Raw genomic sequence first — 19,230 nt, 5'->3', positions numbered from 1 at the left:
AGCATGACCTACAGCGCGCGTGCGGCGCACGGCATCAGTGCCGCGGCTTGGGTTTGGCGGTGTTGGCGGCTGGCTGCGAGCCGGTGGGCGAGGTCGGCGGCAGTGGACTGGAGGCTGGCAGCACCTGCACGAAGATCTCATCGGGCTTGACCATGCCCATCTCGCGCCGGGCGCGATCCTGCACCGCCTGCATGCCATGGCGCAGATCGTGCGCCTCGTTTTCCAGGCGCTGGTTCTGTTGGCGTGCCTGGTCGTTGGCCTGGTGCTGGGCCTCCAGGTCGACGCGCAGTTGCCGCACCTGCGGCCAACTGCGTTCACCGAACCACAGCGGCCACTGCAGCAGCAGCAGCACACCCAGCAAGAGCATGGTGACCCAGCGCATGGCTCGCACGTCCGACGCCGTTGTTGCTGGCTGCAGCCGCGCTCAGCGCAGGTTGTAGAACGTGGCGCGGCCGGAAAAGCGTGCCACGTCGCCGAGGTTTTCCTCGATGCGCAACAGCTGGTTGTACTTGGCGATGCGGTCCGAGCGCGACAGCGAGCCGGTCTTGATCTGCCCGGCATTGGTGGCCACGGCGATGTCGGCAATCGTCGTGTCCTCGGTTTCGCCCGAGCGGTGCGAAATCACCGAGGTGTAGCCGGCGCGCTTGGCCATCTCGATGGCAGCGAAGGTCTCGCTCAGGGTGCCGATCTGGTTCACCTTGATCAGGATGGAGTTGGCAATGCCCTGCTCGATGCCGCGCTTCAGGATTTCCGTGTTGGTGACGAAAATGTCGTCGCCGACCAGCTGCACCTTCTTGCCCAGCGTGGTGGTCAGGTGCTTCCAGCCGTCCCAGTCTTGTTCGGCCAGGCCGTCCTCGATCGAGACGATGGGGTATTTGCCAATCCAGCTTTCGTACAGGGCAACCAGCTCGGCGCTTTCCAGCGCCAGGCCCTCGCCTTCAAGGTGGTATTTGCCGTCCTTGTAGAACTCGCTCGCCGCTGGGTCCAGCGCGATGGCCACCTGCTCGCCGGGTTTGAAGCCAGCTTTTTCGATGGCCTCGACGATGAGTTGCAGCGCTGCCTCGTGGCTTGCCACGTTCGGCGCAAAACCGCCTTCATCGCCCACGGTGGTGGGCATGCCGCGGTGGTGGATGATGCCCTTGAGCGCATGGAACACCTCGGCGCCGTAGCGCAGCGCTTCGCGGAAATTGGGCGCGCCCACCGGCATGATCATGAATTCCTGCATGTCCAGGGTGTTGTTGGCATGGGCGCCGCCGTTGATCACGTTCATCATCGGCACCGGCAGCTCGCAGGCCGAGAAGCCGCCGAGGTACTGGTACAGCGGCACGCCGGCTTCTTCCGCCGCCGCCTTGGCCACGGCCATGCTCACCGCCAGCAGCGCGTTGGCGCCGAGGCGCGACTTGTTCGGGCTGCCGTCGAGCTCGATCAGGGTGCGGTCGAGGAAGGACTGTTCGGACGCGTCAAGGCCCATCACCGCCTCGGTGATTTCGGTGTTGATGTGTTCGACTGCGCGCAGCACGCCCTTGCCGCCATAGCGCTGCACATTGCCGTCGCGCAATTCGACCGCTTCGCGCGTGCCGGTGGACGCGCCCGAGGGCACGGCGGCGCGGCCGAGGAAGCCGGTCTCCAGCACCACATCGCATTCCACCGTGGGGTTGCCCCGGCTGTCGAGAATTTCGCGGGCGTTCAGGTCGACGATTGCACTCATAGGATCTCCAACGTTGTTCGGTTTCGGGGGTTACGAGGGTCTTGGCCACCGCGCCGCGGTGACCCGGCTCAGCGCAACTGATCTTCGAGATAGCCGCGGCGCTTGACCGCGGCGTCGAGCTCTTTCAGGCTCTCCAGCAGGGCGCGCATGTGTTTGAGCGGCACGGCATTGGGCCCGTCGGACAGCGCATGCTCGGGGTCTGGATGGGTTTCAGCGAACAGGCCGGAGATGCCCGCCGCCACCGCGGCTCGTGCCAGCACCGGCACGAACTCGCGCTGGCCGCCGGACTTGTCGCCCATGCCCCCGGGTTGCTGCACCGAGTGCGTGGCGTCGAACACCACCGGGCAGCCGGTGTCGCGCATGGTGGCCAAGGCCCGCATGTCCGACACCAGGGTGTTGTAGCCAAAGCTCACGCCGCGCTCGCAAGCCATGATCTGCTGGTTGCCCACGGCGCGTGCCTTGTCCACCACATTCTTCATGTCCCAGGGCGCGAGGAACTGGCCCTTCTTGATGTTCACCGGCTTGCCCTGGCGGGCGACGTTCTGAATGAAGTTGGTCTGGCGGCACAGGAAGGCCGGGGTCTGCAGCACGTCCACCACGGCGGCCACCTCGGCCAGCGGCGTGTCTTCATGCACGTCGGTGAGCACCGGCACGCCGATCTGCTGCTTCACCTTCGCCAGGATGCGCAAACCCTCTTCGATCCCCAAGCCGCGGAACGACTTGCTCGACGAGCGGTTCGCCTTGTCGAACGAGGACTTGAAGATGAAGGGGATGCCGAGGTCGGCGCAGATGGCTTTGAGCGTGCCGGCCGTGTCGATGGCGAGTTGTTCACTCTCGATGACGCAGGGTCCGGCGATGAGGAACAGCGGCTGCTCGGGGCCGACTTCAAATCCGCAGAGTTGCATGGTGCTTCAGGCGTGGGCCGCGGCGCTCGGCGCGGTGATGTTGGCCGCCCCAATCTTGGCCTGGCGGCGTGCCAGCGCGGCCTGGACAAAGGCGGTGAAGAGAGGATGGCCGTCGCGCGGGGTGGACTTGAACTCGGGGTGGAACTGCACACCCATGAACCAGGGATGCACATTTTGCGGCAGCTCGACGATTTCGGTCAGGTGCTCGCGCGTGGTGTAGGCCGAAATGACCAGGCCCGCCTGCTGCAACGCGTCCAGGTAGCGCACATTGGCCTCGTAGCGGTGACGGTGGCGCTCGTTCACCGTGTCGCCATAAATGGCGTGGGCGAGCGAGCCGGCTTGCACCCGCGACTCCTGCGCGCCCAGGCGCATGGTGCCACCGAGGTCGGACTGCTCGCTGCGCTGGTGCACCGCGCCGTCCTTGCCCTGCCACTCGGTGATGAGGGCGATGACGGGGTGGGGCGTGTCGGGGTCGAACTCGGTGCTGTTGGCGTGGCTCAAGCCGGCCTTGTGGCGGGCGTATTCGATGGTGGCCACCTGCATCCCCAAGCAGATGCCCAGATACGGAATGCGGTGCTCGCGGGCATATTGCGCCGCCAGGATTTTGCCCTCCACGCCGCGCTTGCCGAAGCCGCCCGGCACCAGGATGGCATCGAAGGCGTCGAGCTGCTCGATATTGCCCGGCTCCAGGGTTTCCGAGTCGAGATAGGTGATGGCCACCTTGGCCGCGTTCTTGATGCCGGCGTGGCGCAGCGCTTCGTTGAGCGATTTGTAGGAATCCGACAGATCGGTGTACTTGCCCACCATGGCGATGCGCAGGTTGTGGCGCGGGTGGGCCTCGGCGGCCACCAGCGCATCCCAGGCGGACAGGTCGGCCGGGCCGCCGACGAGCTTGAGCTTGTCGCAAATGAGCGCGTCCAGACCCTGCTCGTGCAGCATGCGCGGAATCTTGTAGATGCTGTCGGCGTCCCACACCGAAATGACGGCTTCCTGCGGCAGGTTGGCGAACAGCGAAATCTTCTCGCGCTCGTCGTCCGGAATCGGTCGGTCGGCGCGGCACAGCAGGGCGTCGGCGGTGATGCCGATTTCGCGCAGCTTCTGCACGCTGTGCTGGGTGGGCTTGGTCTTGAGCTCGCCGGCGGCGGGAATGAACGGCACCAGCGTCAGGTGGATGAAGGCGCTGTGGTGGCGCGGCATGCGCAGGCTCATCTGCCGCACCGCCTCCAGGAAGGGCAGGGATTCGATGTCACCCACCGTGCCGCCAATTTCGACGATGGCCACTTCCGCCTCGTCGTCGGTGCCGACACCGGCGCCGCGGCGGATGTATTCCTGGATCTCGTTGGTGATGTGCGGAATGACCTGCACCGTCTTGCCGAGGTATTCGCCGCGGCGCTCCTTGCGGATGACGCTGTCGTAGATCTGCCCGGTGGTGAAGTTGTTGGTGCGGCGCATGGAGCGCCGGATGAAGCGCTCGTAGTGGCCGAGGTCCAGATCGGTCTCGGCGCCGTCGTCGGTGACGAACACCTCGCCGTGCTGGAACGGCGACATGGTGCCGGGGTCGACGTTGATGTAGGGGTCGAGCTTGATGAGGGTGACGTTGATGCCGCGCGACTCGAGAATCGCGGCCAGTGAGGCGGCTGCGATGCCCTTGCCGAGGCTGGACACCACACCGCCGGTGACGAAAACGTATTGGGTCATGTCGCCGTAATGGGCCGGTAAACACGCATTATAGGAAGGCGCCTGCGTGCCTTCCCGCGCCGCAGCGCAGGGCCGCGCCATGCACGTCTCGGGCCTCAAGACGCCGTCAGTTGCCGCACCAGCGCGGCGATGGCCTCGGCCGTGGCCTGCGGTTGCTCGAAGGGGAACAAGTGGCTGCCGCCTTCGATCCAGCGCAGATGCGTGCCGACTAGTTGGCGCGTTGCGGCCAGGCCGGCCATGCGCAATTCTTGCGAAGCGGTGCCGCCGATGAAACCCACCGGCACGGCAGGCGGGCGGCGCAGCAGGCGGCCCAGGCGATGCGGCAGCGTGGCGTAGATGCGGGCCTCGATGTCGCGCTCGAAGGCGAGCACGCGCTGACCCCCGAGCTGCCGGGTGCCGGCTTCGGCGTAATCGGCCAGCATCTCGGGGTCCCAGCGGGCAAAGCCGGGCTTGCCGGCGAAGTGCGCAAACACGGCCTGCACATCGGGCCATTCCTGCCGCCGCCGCAGCGCCGGGGCGACCGGGGCGAAACGCCGGATCAGCCCGCTGCGCTTGCCGAACCACAGCGCACTCGCACGCCAGCCGGCGATGACCGGGGAGTCCAGCAGCACGACGCAGCGCGCCAGTTCGGGGTGAGCGCGGGCCAGCATCAGGCTGAGAAAGCCGCCGAGCGAATGACCGACCAGCACCGCTTGACGACCCTGCGCGCGCGCCTGCACGAAAGCGAGCAATTCGCGCTGCAGCTGCGGCCAGCCATCGCTGACGGGATGCGCAGGGTCATGGCCGAGCCGGGGCGGGGCCTGAACCTCGAAGTGCGCGCCCAGCATGGCGAAGAGCTTGCGGTAGCTGCCCGCAGGAAAGCCGTTGGCGTGGGAGAAGATCAGCAGGGGGCGGGCGTCAGGGCCGGGGTCGGAGCTTGCGGATAGGGAGGACATCGGTTGCGGCGAAGATCGGTGAACGATCGCGGGTTGCGGCAGCCGGCTTCAGTCGGCCGGGTTTTCGCGTGCGACGACTTGCAGCGCGTAGAGCAGGTCGAGCGCATCGCGCGGGCTCAAGGCGTCGGGGTCGATGGCGGCGAGTTGTTCACGCAGCGGGTCGGGTTTGCTGGCGCGTGCGGGGTCCAGCGCTTTTTCCAGTGCGTCGTCCAGCGGTGCTGCGGGTGCGAACAGGTCGAGTTGCGCGAGCTGTGCGCTTTGCGCCTGCTGCAGGGTTTCGAGCCGGCGGCGTGCGTCACGAATCACCGCCTGCGGCATGCCGGCCAGTTGCGCCACCTGCACGCCGTAGCTGCGGCTGGCGGGGCCGGGTTGCACCTCGTGCAGGAAGACGATGCCGTCGCCATGCTCGGCGGCGCTCACATGCAGATTGATGGCCTCCGGGTGGCTGGTCGGGAAGGCGGTGAGTTCGAAATAATGCGTGGCGAACAAGGCGTAGGCATGGCAGCGCTCGTGCAGGTGCGCGGCAATCGCCGCGGCCAGCGCCAGGCCGTCGAAGGTGGAGGTGCCGCGTCCGATTTCGTCCATCAGCACCAGGCTCTGCGGCGTGGCGCGACGCAGGATGGCGGCGGCCTCGGTCATTTCCACCATGAAGGTGGATCGGCCGCCGGCAAGGTCGTCACCGGCGCCGATGCGGGTGTGGATGGCGTCCAGCGGGCCGATGCGCGCTGATGTTGCAGGCACGAAACTGCCGCAATACGCCAGCAGCGCGATCAGTGCCGTTTGCCGCATATAGGTGGACTTGCCGCCCATATTCGGGCCGGTGATGATGTGCGTGCGGCTTTGCGGCAGCAGCACGCAGTCGTTGGGCACGAAGCGCTCCACCTGCGCCTGCACCACCGGGTGGCGCCCGCCACGAATCTCGATGCCGGGCAGCGCCGTCAACTCCGGGCAGACCCAGTTCCAGGTCTGCGCGCGCTCCGCCCAGGCCGCCAGCACATCCAGCGCGGCCAGCGCCAGCGCCGCCCGTTGCCAGGGGCCGACGGCCGCCTGCAGCGCCGTGACCAGCTCGGCGTAGAGCGTGCGCTCGCGCGCCAGGCCGCGGTCTTGCGCCGACAAGGCCTTGTCCTCGAAGGCCTTGAGCTCGGGCGTGATGTAGCGCTCGGCGCCCTTCAGGGTCTGGCGGCGGCGGTAGTCGGCCGGCACCTTGTCGGTCTGGCCGTGGGTGACTTCGATGGCGAAGCCGTGCACCTTGTTGTAGAGCACGCGCAGGTTGGCAATGCCGGTGCGCTCGCGCTCGCGCGCTTCCATCTGCAGCAGCCAGGCGCTGCAATCGCCGCTGATGCTGCGCAGCTCGTCCAGCTCGGCATCGAAGCCGGTGGCGATGACGCCGCCGTCGCGCAGATTCAGCGCGGGCGGGTCGGCCAAGGCGATGTCCAGCAGCGCCAGCGGCGCGTCTGGCAGGCAGAGCGCCGCGTGCTGCGCCGCCAGCAGCGGGTCGTCGAAGCTGGCGGCCAGCGCCATGATCCCGGGCAGCTTGCGCAGGGTGTCGCGCGCCGCGGCCAGCTCCCGCGGGCGCACCTGCTGCAGCGCCAGGCGCGAGGCGATGCGTTCCAGATCGGCCAGTCCGCGCAGCGCGGCGCGTAGCTCTTGCCACGGGCCCGCGTGCAGGGCGGCGATGGCCGCATGGCGTCCGCGTGCCACCCGCTGGTCGCACGCGGGCGCCGCCAGCCACTGGCGCAGCAGCCGGCTGCCGGCGGGGGTCTGGCAAACGTCCAGCAGGGACATGAGCGTGGGCGCCGGCTCGCCGCGCAGCGTGAGCGTGAGTTCGAGATTGCGCCGCGCCGTGGCGTCGAGCTGCACGGTGTCGTCGCCGCGCTCCACCTGCAGGTCGGTCACATGGCTGAGCAAGCGTCCCTGCGTCTGCTCGGCATAGCTCAGCAGTGCAGCGGCGGCGGCATGGGCACGTTGCAGGCCTTGCGCGCCAAAGGCCTCCAGCGATTGCACGCCGAGCTGGCGCCGCAGTTTGTCCAGCCCCGCGCTGGCGTCGAACTGCCAGGGTGCGCGCGGGCTGAGCATGGCGCCGGACGGGCGGCTTCGCGCATCCGCGCCGGCGGCCGTACCGGGCAGCGCGGTTTGCAGCGCCGCCGGCACCGGCAGGTCTTGCGGCCACAGCACTTCGGCCGGCTGAATGCGCGCCAGCCAGGAGTCCAGCTCCTCGGGGGCGCATTCGGCCAGGCGCAGCGCACCGCTGGTCAGCACCAGCCAGGCCAGGCCGAGCTGCGGTTCGCGCCGGGATGCTGCGGGTGCAATCGCAAGCAGGGCGCAGTCCGCCTTGTCGTCCAGCAGCCCGTCATCCAATCGCGTGCCGGGGGTGACGATGCGCTCCACCCGCCGTTCCACCGGTCCCTTGCTGGTGGCCGGGTCGCCCACCTGCTCGCAAATGGCGACCGACTCGCCCAGACGCACCAGCTTGGCCAGGTACGTGTCCAGCGCCTGTACCGGCACCCCGGCCATGACGATGGTCTGCCCGGCCGACTGGCCGCGCCGCGTGAGCGTGAGGTCGAGCAGCCGCGCGGCCTTCTCCGCGTCGGCGAAGAACAGCTCGTAGAAGTCACCCATGCGGTAGAGCACCAGCACGTCGGGATGCTGCGCCTTGATGCGCAGGTACTGCTGCATCATCGGCGTGTGCGCCGACAGCTCGTCGGTCGGCGCGGGCAACGGGGCGCGAACCATGGCAGGCGCTGCCGTCAGAACGGTGCGCTGTCGTCCGCCGCTTCGGCGGGCTGGGTGATGGCTGCGGTGGCGGTTTGCACTGCCGTTGCGCTCATGCGCTTCGGCGCCGCTTCGGGAGCGCTGCGGTCGGCCTGGGCGTAGGGCTTGAGCAGGGTGACGAGCTGGGCATAGATGCGCGGGCTGCCGGTGACGAGTTCTTCGCGGTGGAGGAAGTCGGATTCGCCGGTGAAATTGCCCACCAGGCCGCCGGCCTCGGTGACGAGCAGCGAGCCGGCCGCCACGTCCCAGGGTTTCAGGCCGATCTCGAAAAAGCCGTCGTAGCGGCCGGCGGCGACATAGGCCAGGTCGATGGCGGCGGCGCCCGGGCGGCGCAGGCCGACGCAGCGCTCGGCCACTTTCTTGAACATCTCCAGATACGTGTCGAGGTCGTCGCCCTTGCGGAAAGGAAAGCCGGTGCCGATGAGCGCTTCTTCCAGCCGGGTGCGTTTGGACACCCGCAGGCGCCGGTTGTTGAGGAAGGCGCCGCCGCCGCGGCTGGCGGTGAACAGTTCGTCGCGGGAGGGGTCGTACACCACGCCGTGCTGCACCACGCCCAGGTGGGCCAGGGCGATGGACACGGCGTAGACCGGCATGCCGTGGATGAAGTTGGTGGTGCCGTCCAGCGGGTCGATGATCCACTGGTAGTCGGAATCCGCCCGGCCGTGGGTGGAGCCGGTTTCCTCGCCGAGGATGCCGTGCTGCGGGAAGGCTTTGAGCAGGATGTCGATGATGGCCTGCTCGCTGGCGCGGTCGACTTCGGTGACGAAGTCGCGCGCGGACTTTTGCGTCACGCGCAGCAGGTCGAGGTCGAGGCTGGCGCGGTTGATGATTTTGCCGGCATCGCGCGCAGCGCGAACGGCAACATTGATCATGGGATGCATGGTGGCGGCGAAGGACGCGACAATGGCGCCTCGAAAAGGAATGCTCGGGTGGATGTGAAAGAACGAATGCAGACGCAGGATTTTATCGGAGGGGGTGTGCCCGCCACGCCGGATGGTTCAAGCGCCTGCGCGCAGCCGCTGTTCGTGCTCGTGAACACCAGCCATCCGGGCAATGTGGGCGCGGCGGCGCGGGCCATCAAGACCATGGGTTTCGCGCATCTGGCGCTGGTGGCGCCGCGCTATGCGGATGTGCTGCAGCAGCCCGAGGCGCTGGCGTTCGCCAGCGGCGCCGACGATGTGCTCGCCGCCACCCGGATCAGCGCCAGCCTGATGGATGCTGCCGGCGATTGCGGCGTGCTGGTGGCGCTGTCGTCGCGCGTGCGCGACTTCGGGCCGCCGCTGCACGGCCCGGAATGGCTGCCGCAGTTGGCGCGGCAGGCGGCCGAGCAGGGCCGGCGGGTGGGCTTCGTTTTCGGCAGCGAACGCTACGGCCTGGACAACGACACCGTGTACCGCTGTGACGCCCTGCTCAGCCTGCCGGCCTATTCGCAATACGCCTCGCTCAACCTGGCGCAGGCAGTGCAGATCGTGGCGTGGGAATGGCGCAAGGCTGTCGGCGCCTTCAACCTGCCGTCGGGGCCGCCGGCCGAGGTGGCGGCCACCCAGGCCGAGGTGCAGGGCCTGCTGGATCATGCCGAACGGGCCTTGGTGGCGCTGGGTTATCTGGACCCGGCCGCGCCGAAAAAGCTGCTCCCCAGGCTGGCGCGGCTCGCCACCCGGGCGCAACTCACCCAGCAGGAAGTGCATATCCTGCGGGGCATTTGCAAGGCTTGGCTGGAGCGCTTGGCGATTGAACGCCCCCAGGCCGCTGCCATGCAGCGGCTGCCCCCCGAGGGGGATGAGAAAACTCGGGGCTGAGGGCCGCGACTCCAAGCCTGCGCCGGCAGGCTTGGACGGCACGAAGGCCAGCCGACTCCGGTGGCTGGCGGCCCTGCGTTTTCTCATGAGCATCCCAAGCCCCTGGGGGCGCCCGGCGTTCGCGAAGAAACGATCTTTGGGCTACAAGGTGAACGGCAGTGCCGAGATGACCGACAAGTCATTGGTGCGAGCCTGCGGCGTTGTAGGACGCCGTGAGGTGAGCCCGCTCGTGAGCATGGTCCGGGAATCGTCGGCGACAGTGGTGAGCACAGCGATGTGCATCCCGTTTGAGAGATCGAGTCGAATTCGACGACTCCCATGGCGCTGCCGTTCGTTGACAATCTTGGAGCAAACGATGGCGATGCGCAAGCGAGATGATGATCTGGTCTTCCCCAACGCGGCGGGTATCGACGTAGGAGGGTCGAGCCACTGGGTGGCGGTACCCCGGCAAGCCTGCGACGAACCGGTGCGCGAGTTCGGTGCGATGACCGACGATCTGCACGCCATGGCCGACTGGCTGCTCGCGTGTGGGGTCGACACCGTGGCGCTGGAGTCCACCGGGGTGTACTGGATCCCGGTGTTCGAGGTGCTGGAGCAACGCGGCTTGACGGTGTTTTTGGTCGATGCGCGGCAGATGAAGTATGTGCCTGGGCGCAAGAGCGATGTGCAGGACTGCCAGTGGTTGCAGAAGTTGATGAGCCTGGGGTTCTTGCGCGCGGCGTTCCGCCCGACCGATGAGGTCTGTGTGGTGCGTGCCGTGGCCCGTCAGCGCGACGTGCTCTTGGCCGAGCAGGCCAGTTGGGTGCAGCGCATGCAAAAGGCGCTGGTGCAGATGAACATCCAGCTCACCGAGGTTCTGACCGATGTCATGGGACTGACGGGACAAGCCATCATCCGCGCCATCGTCGCTGGCGAGCGCGACCCCAAGACGCTGGCCCGGTATCGCAACGCTCGTGTCAAGGCCAGTGAGACGGAGATTGCCAAGGCCTTGACGGGCAATTGGCGCGATGAGCACCTGTTCGTGCTGCGCCAGGCGCTGGCGATGTATGACGACATTGCCCGGCACCTGGGCGAATGCGACGCCAAGCTGCAAGGACTGCTGAGCCAGCTTGGCGCGGCCAAGGTCGATCTGGGCAAGACGCCTCGTGCAGGCAGCAAGCTGCGCGCGCAGTTCGACGCACGCCAGATTCTGGCCAACTGGGCCGGCGTCGATCTCACGCGCATCAACGGCCTGGGTCTGGCTGCGGTGATGAAGATCCTCTCGGAGGTCGGCCCCAACCTGAGTCGCTTTGCCAACGTCAAGCACTTCTGTTCTTGGTTGGGGCTGTGTCCGGGCACGAAGATCAGCGGCGGCAAGGTGCTGTCAGCCAAGACCCGGCGATCCGCCAATCGGGTCAGGCAGGCGCTGAAGATGGCCGCGATGAGCCTGTCGCACAGCGACTCGGCCCTCGGCGCGTTCTACCGCCGCTTGTCGGGCCGCATGGACAAGCCGCGTGCCAATACCGCCACCGCGCACAAGCTGGCGCGCATGGTGTATTTCATGCTGACGCGTGGCGAGGCGTTCGTCGATCAAGGCCAGCAGCNCCCAAGCCCCTGGGGGCGCCCGGCGTTCGCGAAGAAACGATCTTTGGGCTACAAGGTGAACGGCAGTGCCGAGATGACCGACAAGTCATTGGTGCGAGCCTGCGGCGTTGTAGGACGCCGTGAGGTGAGCCCGCTCGTGAGCATGGTCCGGGAATCGTCGGCGACAGTGGTGAGCACAGCGATGTGCATCCCGTTTGAGAGATCGAGTCGAATTCGACGACTCCCATGGCGCTGCCGTTCGTTGACAATCTTGGAGCAAACGATGGCGATGCGCAAGCGAGATGATGATCTGGTCTTCCCCAACGCGGCGGGTATCGACGTAGGAGGGTCGAGCCACTGGGTGGCGGTACCCCGGCAAGCCTGCGACGAACCGGTGCGCGAGTTCGGTGCGATGACCGACGATCTGCACGCCATGGCCGACTGGCTGCTCGCGTGTGGGGTCGACACCGTGGCGCTGGAGTCCACCGGGGTGTACTGGATCCCGGTGTTCGAGGTGCTGGAGCAACGCGGCTTGACGGTGTTTTTGGTCGATGCGCGGCAGATGAAGTATGTGCCTGGGCGCAAGAGCGATGTGCAGGACTGCCAGTGGTTGCAGAAGTTGATGAGCCTGGGGTTCTTGCGCGCGGCGTTCCGCCCGACCGATGAGGTCTGTGTGGTGCGTGCCGTGGCCCGTCAGCGCGACGTGCTCTTGGCCGAGCAGGCCAGTTGGGTGCAGCGCATGCAAAAGGCGCTGGTGCAGATGAACATCCAGCTCACCGAGGTTCTGACCGATGTCATGGGACTGACGGGACAAGCCATCATCCGCGCCATCGTCGCTGGCGAGCGCGACCCCAAGACGCTGGCCCGGTATCGCAACGCTCGTGTCAAGGCCAGTGAGACGGAGATTGCCAAGGCCTTGACGGGCAATTGGCGCGATGAGCACCTGTTCGTGCTGCGCCAGGCGCTGGCGATGTATGACGACATTGCCCGGCACCTGGGCGAATGCGACGCCAAGCTGCAAGGACTGCTGAGCCAGCTTGGCGCGGCCAAGGTCGATCTGGGCAAGACGCCTCGTGCAGGCAGCAAGCTGCGCGCGCAGTTCGACGCACGCCAGATTCTGGCCAACTGGGCCGGCGTCGATCTCACGCGCATCAACGGCCTGGGTCTGGCTGCGGTGATGAAGATCCTCTCGGAGGTCGGCCCCAACCTGAGTCGCTTTGCCAACGTCAAGCACTTCTGTTCTTGGTTGGGGCTGTGTCCGGGCACGAAGATCAGCGGCGGCAAGGTGCTGTCAGCCAAGACCCGGCGATCCGCCAATCGGGTCAGGCAGGCGCTGAAGATGGCCGCGATGAGCCTGTCGCACAGCGACTCGGCCCTCGGCGCGTTCTACCGCCGCTTGTCGGGCCGCATGGACAAGCCGCGTGCCAATACCGCCACCGCGCACAAGCTGGCGCGCATGGTGTATTTCATGCTGACGCGTGGCGAGGCGTTCGTCGATCAAGGCCAGCAGCGCTATGAAGATCAGCAGCGCGAGCGCTCAATCGTCGCCCTCAAGCGCCGCGCCGCTGCCCTTGGCTTCCAGATCCATCCAAACCCGGTGCCAGCATGAAACCGGCCTTCAACCCATTTTGTTTCTTGAGAGCGAGTCGGCAAGCCCGGCGCGCAGCAGGCCGGCCCGCCAGATCACGAGACGGCGCCGCGCGCGCCGGATTGAGCCGCCGCCCAGCGCCGCATGCGGCGCTCCAATACACTCGACTCCCGCTCCGAAAGCTTCTTTCCGACTCCATGTTCCGGCACTTGCGCGAAGATATCCAGGTCATCCTCGAACGCGACCCCGCGGCCCGCTCGCGCTGGGAGGTGCTGACCTGTTATCCCGGCCTGCACGCGCTCATGCTGCACCGCCTGGCGCATGGCCTGTGGCGGCGCGGCTGGCATTGGCTGGGGCGCTGGATTTCGCACTGGGGGCGCTTCCTCACCGGCATCGAGATTCACCCTGGAGCGAGCATCGGCCGGCGCGTGTTCATCGATCACGGCATGGGCGTGGTCATCGGCGAGACGGCCGAAATCGGTGACGACTGCACCATCTACCAGGGCGTCACGCTCGGCGGCACCTCGCTGTACAAGGGCGCCAAGCGCCACCCCACGCTGGAGGCCGAGGTGGTGGTGGGCGCGGGCGCGCAGGTGCTCGGCGGCTTCACCGTGGGGCAGGGCGCGCGCATCGGCTCCAACGCCGTGGTGGTGAAGGCGGTGCCGGCGGGGGCCACGGCGGTGGGCAACCCGGCACGCATCATGCAGAAAGAGGCCGAGCTGGAACGCGAGGCCACCGCGGCGCGCATGGGCTTCTCGGCTTACGCGGTGATGCAGAACGGCGACGACCCGCAGGCCAAGGCCATCCTCGGCCTGATCGACCACGCGGCGCGGCTGGAACATCAAATCGCGCTGCTCTGGCGGGAACTGGAACAACGTGGCGTTTGCCCTGCGGAAGTTTGCCCGCCGGAGGCCTTGCGCGAGGAGCATTTCGATAAGGGCGAGTTGGAAAAGCTGGTGAAGTGACACCTCAGTTGTCACACCTCGCTCGCCACTTCAGCGGGTCGCAGCCCAGGTTGCCAGGGCGCCGCTGCCCGGCAGCATCACCGACCACAGCAAGTCCAGGTTGAACCAGGATTGGCGCAGCGCGCGCAAGCCCCAGTAGCGGTAGACCAGCCTGGCGATGCCGCCGAGATGCGCCGAGCCGGCCAGTTTGGGCGTCATCGGGTCGGTCACGTCGTACTGGCGCAGTTCACCGGTGCCCCAGCAGGCGACATAGAGGAAGCGGTCGTCGAGTGAAAGGTCGATGTCGGTCGCCAGGGGGAGGCACGGCGCCGAAGGGTTTGAGCAGATCGGGCAGTTGCTCGGCGCTGGCCGGCTCGGGTGGAATGGCCGCGGTTTTCTTGGCATGGAATGTGCCGTTTTTCTCGCGCCGCCAGGTCCAGATGGAGCCTTCCAGGTTTTGCGTGTCGACCACCACGCCAGGGAAACCGTAGTCCTTGGTCGGCTCGTGGGCCGGGCGCACGTCCAGCGCCATCTGGTGGTTGGCGCCAATGTCGATGGTCTGCAGATGCTGGCGTCCGCGCAAGTCCCGGAAATGCAGGCAATGGCCGTAGCGGTTGGCCAGCAGGTCTTCGCCAACCAAGCCGTTTTCGAATTGCGGCGGCAGGCCCCACTCGCTCGACACCATGTAGTCGTGCGGGATGTTCCACCAGAAGTCGTAGCTCATGCGCTGCGGGCCGCGGTCGAGTTCCCAGCGGGCGAGGATCTCGAAGTTCTCGAGTCCATCAGGAAAATGCCCGGAGGGCCGTCGGTGCGGCCTTGCAAGCCGGTCGTGGGGCTGGCATCCAGAAATAGCGTGGACAGGCCCTAATCTGGGGGTGGGCGACTGCGAGCGTCAGCTACGGATTCAGGCGGCAGGGCGGCGTTCGGCCGCAAGCGTCGTGCCGCCTGCATGCAGCCACAAGGCCTGGGCGCGGTGCGCTGCGCCACCTGCAGGCGCGTCCAGATCCCAGTCGGACAAAACCTGGCGCAATTGGCCATGGTCCCAATGCTCGCGCGGGCGGTGGGTGTGGCCGTGGATCATCCAGGTGCTGTTGGCGGCCTGCAGCCAGCGTGCGGCTTCGGCGGGGTCGGCATCGCTCCAGGTGTCCATGCGGCTTTGTGCGGCGCGGCTTTGGGCGCGCATGGTCGCGGCCTGCTCGATTCGCGCCTGAAGCGGCTGCGCCAGGAACCGGGCCTGCCAGTCGGCACTGCGGCAAAGCGCGCGCCACTGCAGGTAGGGGGCATCGCTGATGCATAGCGCGTCGCCATGAGTGAGCAGGATTCGCTGCCCGGCGAGCACCAGCACGCAAGGGTCTGGCAGGAGAGGGGCGCCGCAGCGGCGGGCAAAGCCTTGCTGCAGCAGGAAATCCCGGTTGCCATGCATCACCCGCACGGCGTGGCCGCTGGCGGCGTAGGCGGCCAGGGCGGCGCAAACCTGGTGGTGGGCATCGGGGGGGGCAGCGTCGAGCAGGTCGTCGCCGACCCAGGCTTCGAACAGGTCGCCGAGGATGAACAGGGCATCCGCGGCCAAGGCCTCTCCACGCAGCCAGCGCAGAAAGCCGGCCGTGGTGACGGGCGCCTCGGGGCCGAGGTGCAGGTCGGAGACGAAAGCAAGGCGCCGCCACGCGGGCGGCGCCGTCAGCTCCGGCAAAGTCTGCAGGAGCGGCTGTGGGTGCGACTCAGACTTCAATGGCTTTGAGGATCACCACGTCTTCGAGCGGCACGTCCTGGTGGCCGCCCTTGCCGCCGGTTTTCACGCCCTTGATGGCATCCACCACGTCCTGGCCTTCGACCACGTGGCCGAACACGGCATAGCCCCAGCCCTGGGCCGAAGGTGCGGTGTGATCGAGGAAGGCGTTGTCGGCGACGTTGATGAAGAACTGCGCGGTGGCCGAATGCGGGTCATTGGTGCGGGCCATGGCCAGGGCGTAGCGCTTGTTCTTCAGACCGTTGTTGGCCTCGTTCTGGATCGGCGCCTGGGTGGGCTTTTGCTTCATGCCGGGCTCGAAGCCGCCGCCCTGAATCATGAAGCCGTCGATCACGCGGTGGAACACGGTGCCGTCGAAGTGGCCGCTCTTCACATAGGCCAGAAAATTGGCAGCGGATTTGGGGGCTTTCTCGGCGTCGAGTTCGATGCCGATGACGCCTTTGTTCGTATGCAGTTCAACCATGATGGTCCTTGTTTACTTGAGAAGAATGGCTTGTTTGATGACGACTGGCGTGACCGGCACGTTCTGCATCGGGCCGTCGTTTTGCGTGGCGACCTTGGCGATGCGGTCCACCACGTCCATGCCCTTGATGACCTGGCCGAACACGGCATAGCCATGGCCGTCGGGTTGAGGATAGTCGAGCGAGGCATTGTCGACGAGGTTGATGAAGAACTGCGAGGTGGCCGAGTTCGGGTCGGAGGTGCGCGCCATGGCAATGGTGCCCCGCAGGTTCTTCAGCCCATTCTTGCTTTCCAGCGGAATCGGTGGGCGAGTAGGCTTTTGCTGCATGTTGGCGGTGAAGCCGCCACCCTGGATCATGAAGCCGGGAATGACGCGATGGAAGATGGTGCCGGCGTAGAAATCGTCCTTCACGTATTGCAGGAAGTTGGCCACGGTCTTGGGCGCACGTTGCGGGTCGAGCTGGATCTCGATCGTGCCCAGCGTCGTCACCAACTCCACGCGGGTCGGCGCTTCGGCGCGAATGGGACGGGCGGTCAGCAGGGTACCGCCGAGCACTGCGGCGGCGCCCAGTAGCAGCCAGCGACGTGAACGGACGAGATCGGTTGACGAGGTCGATGCGCGAGGGGAAAAAACGGTCATGAAAGCACTCCAGCGTGGAAAAGTCGCCACTGGCCGTCCTGCTTGGCCCAGTAGTCGTGGTAGGTGATGGGTTTGGGCAGTTGCTGGCCGCCGTATTGCACGACCAGCAACCCGTGTTCGCCCTGGTCGTAGAGCACCGTGGCCTCGGCCAGTTCCGGACGCGGCGTGGCGGCCGGGCCGCCAGGGAGGGCAGGGGCATGGGCCAGCGGCTTGTGCACGCGGGCGCGCTGTGCCGCCATCTGTGGCGGCGTGAGCCACTGCGCGCGCGAAGTGATGACGACGGGGGTGGCTCCAGGTTCGACGCGCGTCATGAGCGAGGTGATGCCGGGGTTGGGCAGCACCACGCAACCATCGCTGTCCAGCGGCGGGCGGGCGTAGCTGGTCGGCGGCACGCCATGCAGCCAGATGCCGCCGCCGGTGCGGCCCAGCAGCCGGTCCCAAGCGTTCGGATGGTTCGGCGGCATGGCGCCGGCGCCATGGGCGGCATTCAGCCAGCGCCGGCCCACTTCGCGGGTGATGAGATAAATGCCCAGCGGGGTTTTCATGTCCCCGGCCCGCTGCTTGTCGGTGCCCAGCTTGTCCTGGGCGATGTCGTCGTTCGCTTCGAGTTGCAAGGAGCCGCTGGCGGTGCGCCGGAACAAATACAGCCGCGACCGGCTGGCATCCACCGGGATGGCGTGTTTCACCCCGGGGGCCAAGGCCGCGAAATTGCTCGGCACCAGCCCGGGTGCCGGCGCCTGGGTGAAGGCGCGCAGCCGCTGGCGGCCTTCGTTCACCAGCGCCGCGAGCCGCGCCGACTGTGCCGCATTGCCGGGCGCGGCGGGCACATCGGCAAAGTGCCGAAGCCGGCCGGCTTCGGCTTGCAGCAAGTCGCCGCGCAGCAAATGGGCCAAGGCGAAATTCGGATATCGCTCAGCTGGCAAGCCACTGCGGTGCAGCGCCTCGCGCAGCCGTCCTTGGGCGACGAGCTGATCGATCGCGATCGACTCGACTTCGGCGCGATCGTCGAAGCCCTGGCGCATCAAAGCCTGCGTGCCTTGCCCCAGAAGCGAGCGCGAGGTTGCTGGCGCGGTGATCTGCGCGGCGCTTTGCGACGATCCTGGCGACAGCCATCGATGGACGAAATCGGGCTGGAACTCCTCGGCGCGCACCCCCCTGCCGACCAGCAACATGGTCAGCAGCCAAGCCAAGACTTGGGCGATATGGCGGCGCCGGGTTCGCAGGGGTCGGTTCATGCGTGGCAGCGACTTGGGTCAGGGCCTGGTGGGCGGTGAGTCTGCGCTGACGGCAGCTTCAAACGCTCAGGCCGCGATTTCCTGCACGATCAGCCAGCGCCCGTGCACGCGCTGGAATTGCAAGGTCTTGGGGCTGTCGAAATTGAGCGAGCCCGAGGTGTAAATTTGGCGGAAGCGGGCGGTGGCTTTGTCGCCATCGACCTTCACCTGCAGGTGCTTCACATCCACCGTGATCTTGGCCTTGTCGCCGATGCGGGCCTTGCGCTGCGCCATCCAGGCGCTGCGCGGCTCGTTGCCGGGGGGATTGAAATCCGGTGCATAGCTGCCGAAGTAGGCGCTCAGGTTTTTCGACGCCCAGGCATGCGCCCATGCATGCACGGCAGCCTCCACCTGCGCCTGGCTCGTGTCGGCCGCGCCAGTCTCCGGCTTGGCCTCGGCAGCCGCTGGTTTTGCAACGGGCTTGGACGCCGCTTCCGCAACGGGTTGGATGGCGGGTGCGATGGCTGCTGCCACCACGGCTGGGTTGGGCACTGGCGCCGGCTGAACCGCGACAGGCGGTTGCGCCAAGGTGCTCGGCGTTGGCTTGACCGCCTCGTGCGGCGCTGCATCGGCCGCCACGACGGCTGGCTTTGCCGCCGCCTGTGGCTCCCCGCCCTTGCTGAACAGCTGGCGAATCAGTGCCAGTTTGGTCTGCGTGGCGTCATTCTTGCTGCCGTCGAGTTGGAGCGCTTTTTGGTAAGACTGGCTGGCCAGTTTGGCGTACACATCGCCCAGGTTCTCGAACGCCGTGGCGTAGCTGGGGTTGGTGCGGATGGCCATGTCCAGCGCAGCCCGGGCCTTGTCGTACTGGCCTTGCTGGGCGTACAGCACGGCCAGGTTGTTGTAAGGCTCGGGCAACTCGGGGTATTGCTCGGTGAGCTGGGTGAAGGCCTGGATGGCGTCAGCCGTCTTGTGCTGTTCGGTGAGAATCACACCGCGCAGAAATTTGTATTGCGGATCCTTGGCGTTGGTGGCGATCAGCGCGTCGACCTGCGCCAGCGCTTGCGCCAATTTGCCCGAGGCAACGAGTTGCCGCACCTCCGCCAAGCTGTCGGCATAGGCCGCTGCAGGGACGGCGCTGCATGCGAACCCCGTCGCAAGCCCCAGTGCCGCCAGCAGGCGCGTCAGTTTGCGCAGGAGCGGCTTGGTCTGGGAGTGGTGGGTGCGCATGGGTTCAAGTTGGCTCCGGCTGTGC

15 protein-coding genes and 2 pseudogenes are annotated in these 19,230 nt (G+C 67.0%); 4 read left to right on the top strand and 13 right to left on the bottom strand.

Annotated features, from left to right (window positions below; genetic code table 11):
* Positions 1 to 34 precede the first annotated feature (34 nt).
* The 7 genes from ftsB to THIX_RS19170 form a co-directional block, all read right to left on the bottom strand.
* The gene (ftsB, locus tag THIX_RS19200; RefSeq protein WP_112487474.1) at positions 35 to 382 is read right to left on the bottom strand and encodes a cell division protein FtsB; all 348 of its coding nucleotides are present in this window, start codon (positions 380 to 382) and stop codon (positions 35 to 37) included.
* Positions 383 to 424: 42 nt separating this feature from the next.
* Positions 425 to 1,708, bottom strand: coding sequence for a phosphopyruvate hydratase (eno, locus tag THIX_RS19195; RefSeq protein ID WP_112487473.1), 1,284 nt, complete (start codon positions 1,706 to 1,708; stop codon positions 425 to 427).
* A gap of 68 nt (positions 1,709 to 1,776) precedes the next feature.
* Complete coding sequence (gene kdsA / locus THIX_RS19190; protein WP_112487472.1) at positions 1,777 to 2,613, bottom strand: 3-deoxy-8-phosphooctulonate synthase; 837 nt, start codon at positions 2,611 to 2,613, stop codon at positions 1,777 to 1,779.
* Positions 2,614 to 2,619: 6 nt separating this feature from the next.
* On the bottom strand, positions 2,620 to 4,311 hold the full coding sequence (locus THIX_RS19185; protein ID WP_112487471.1) for a CTP synthase: 1,692 nt from the start codon (positions 4,309 to 4,311) through the stop codon (positions 2,620 to 2,622).
* 95 nt (positions 4,312 to 4,406) lie between these two features.
* On the bottom strand, positions 4,407 to 5,246 hold the full coding sequence (locus tag THIX_RS19180; protein ID WP_112487470.1) for an alpha/beta fold hydrolase: 840 nt from the start codon (positions 5,244 to 5,246) through the stop codon (positions 4,407 to 4,409).
* A 48-nt stretch (positions 5,247 to 5,294) separates the two neighbouring features.
* Positions 5,295 to 7,979, bottom strand: a complete 2,685-nt coding sequence (mutS, locus tag THIX_RS19175) for a DNA mismatch repair protein MutS (protein WP_233224638.1) — start codon at positions 7,977 to 7,979, stop codon at positions 5,295 to 5,297.
* Between the two features lie 14 nt (positions 7,980 to 7,993).
* On the bottom strand, positions 7,994 to 8,899 hold the full coding sequence (locus THIX_RS19170; RefSeq protein ID WP_112487469.1) for an inositol monophosphatase family protein: 906 nt from the start codon (positions 8,897 to 8,899) through the stop codon (positions 7,994 to 7,996).
* 66 nt (positions 8,900 to 8,965) lie between these two features.
* Here THIX_RS19170 and THIX_RS19165 point away from each other — a divergent pair, with 66 nt between their 5' ends.
* The 4 genes and pseudogenes from THIX_RS19165 to cysE all read left to right on the top strand — a co-directional run bounded on the left by THIX_RS19165 (position 8,966) and on the right by cysE (position 13,933).
* Positions 8,966 to 9,817, top strand: a complete 852-nt coding sequence (locus THIX_RS19165) for an RNA methyltransferase (RefSeq protein ID WP_112488474.1) — start codon at positions 8,966 to 8,968, stop codon at positions 9,815 to 9,817.
* Positions 9,818 to 10,172: 355 nt separating this feature from the next.
* Positions 10,173 to 11,399, top strand: a pseudogene (locus tag THIX_RS19160) (IS110-like element ISCARN20 family transposase); the annotation flags it as partial.
* A gap of 264 nt (positions 11,400 to 11,663) precedes the next feature.
* On the top strand, positions 11,664 to 12,989 hold the full coding sequence (locus THIX_RS19155; RefSeq protein WP_086558138.1) for an IS110-like element ISCARN20 family transposase: 1,326 nt from the start codon (positions 11,664 to 11,666) through the stop codon (positions 12,987 to 12,989).
* 176 nt (positions 12,990 to 13,165) lie between these two features.
* The gene (gene cysE / locus THIX_RS19150) at positions 13,166 to 13,933 is read left to right on the top strand and encodes a serine O-acetyltransferase (RefSeq protein ID WP_112487468.1); all 768 of its coding nucleotides are present in this window, start codon (positions 13,166 to 13,168) and stop codon (positions 13,931 to 13,933) included.
* Positions 13,934 to 14,083: 150 nt separating this feature from the next.
* On the opposite strand, the pseudogene THIX_RS19145 reads toward cysE, so the two are convergent.
* From THIX_RS19145 to THIX_RS19120, 6 genes and pseudogenes are all read right to left on the bottom strand, one after another.
* Positions 14,084 to 14,722, bottom strand: a pseudogene (locus THIX_RS19145) (selenium-binding protein SBP56-related protein); the annotation flags it as partial.
* A 94-nt stretch (positions 14,723 to 14,816) separates the two neighbouring features.
* Positions 14,817 to 15,641, bottom strand: coding sequence for a UDP-2,3-diacylglucosamine diphosphatase (locus THIX_RS19140; RefSeq protein WP_112487467.1), 825 nt, complete (start codon positions 15,639 to 15,641; stop codon positions 14,817 to 14,819).
* On the bottom strand, positions 15,631 to 16,122 hold the full coding sequence (locus tag THIX_RS19135; protein ID WP_112487466.1) for a peptidylprolyl isomerase: 492 nt from the start codon (positions 16,120 to 16,122) through the stop codon (positions 15,631 to 15,633). Before THIX_RS19135 ends, THIX_RS19140 begins: the two co-directional genes overlap by 11 nt.
* Before the next feature lie 12 nt (positions 16,123 to 16,134).
* The gene (locus THIX_RS19130) at positions 16,135 to 16,761 is read right to left on the bottom strand and encodes a peptidylprolyl isomerase (RefSeq protein ID WP_112487465.1); all 627 of its coding nucleotides are present in this window, start codon (positions 16,759 to 16,761) and stop codon (positions 16,135 to 16,137) included.
* On the bottom strand, positions 16,758 to 17,996 hold the full coding sequence (locus THIX_RS19125; RefSeq protein WP_112487464.1) for a murein L,D-transpeptidase family protein: 1,239 nt from the start codon (positions 17,994 to 17,996) through the stop codon (positions 16,758 to 16,760). Before THIX_RS19125 ends, THIX_RS19130 begins: the two co-directional genes overlap by 4 nt.
* Before the next feature lie 66 nt (positions 17,997 to 18,062).
* Positions 18,063 to 19,205: a tetratricopeptide repeat protein gene (locus tag THIX_RS19120; RefSeq protein ID WP_112487463.1), complete on the bottom strand. Its 1,143-nt coding sequence runs from the start codon at positions 19,203 to 19,205 to the stop codon at positions 18,063 to 18,065.
* Positions 19,206 to 19,230: the final 25 nt, after the last annotated feature.

The sequence above is a fragment of the Thiomonas sp. X19 genome (assembly GCF_900089495.1).
Taxonomy (GTDB): domain Bacteria; phylum Pseudomonadota; class Gammaproteobacteria; order Burkholderiales; family Burkholderiaceae_C; genus Thiomonas_A.
This window is presented reverse-complemented; position numbering and strand designations above follow the sequence as displayed.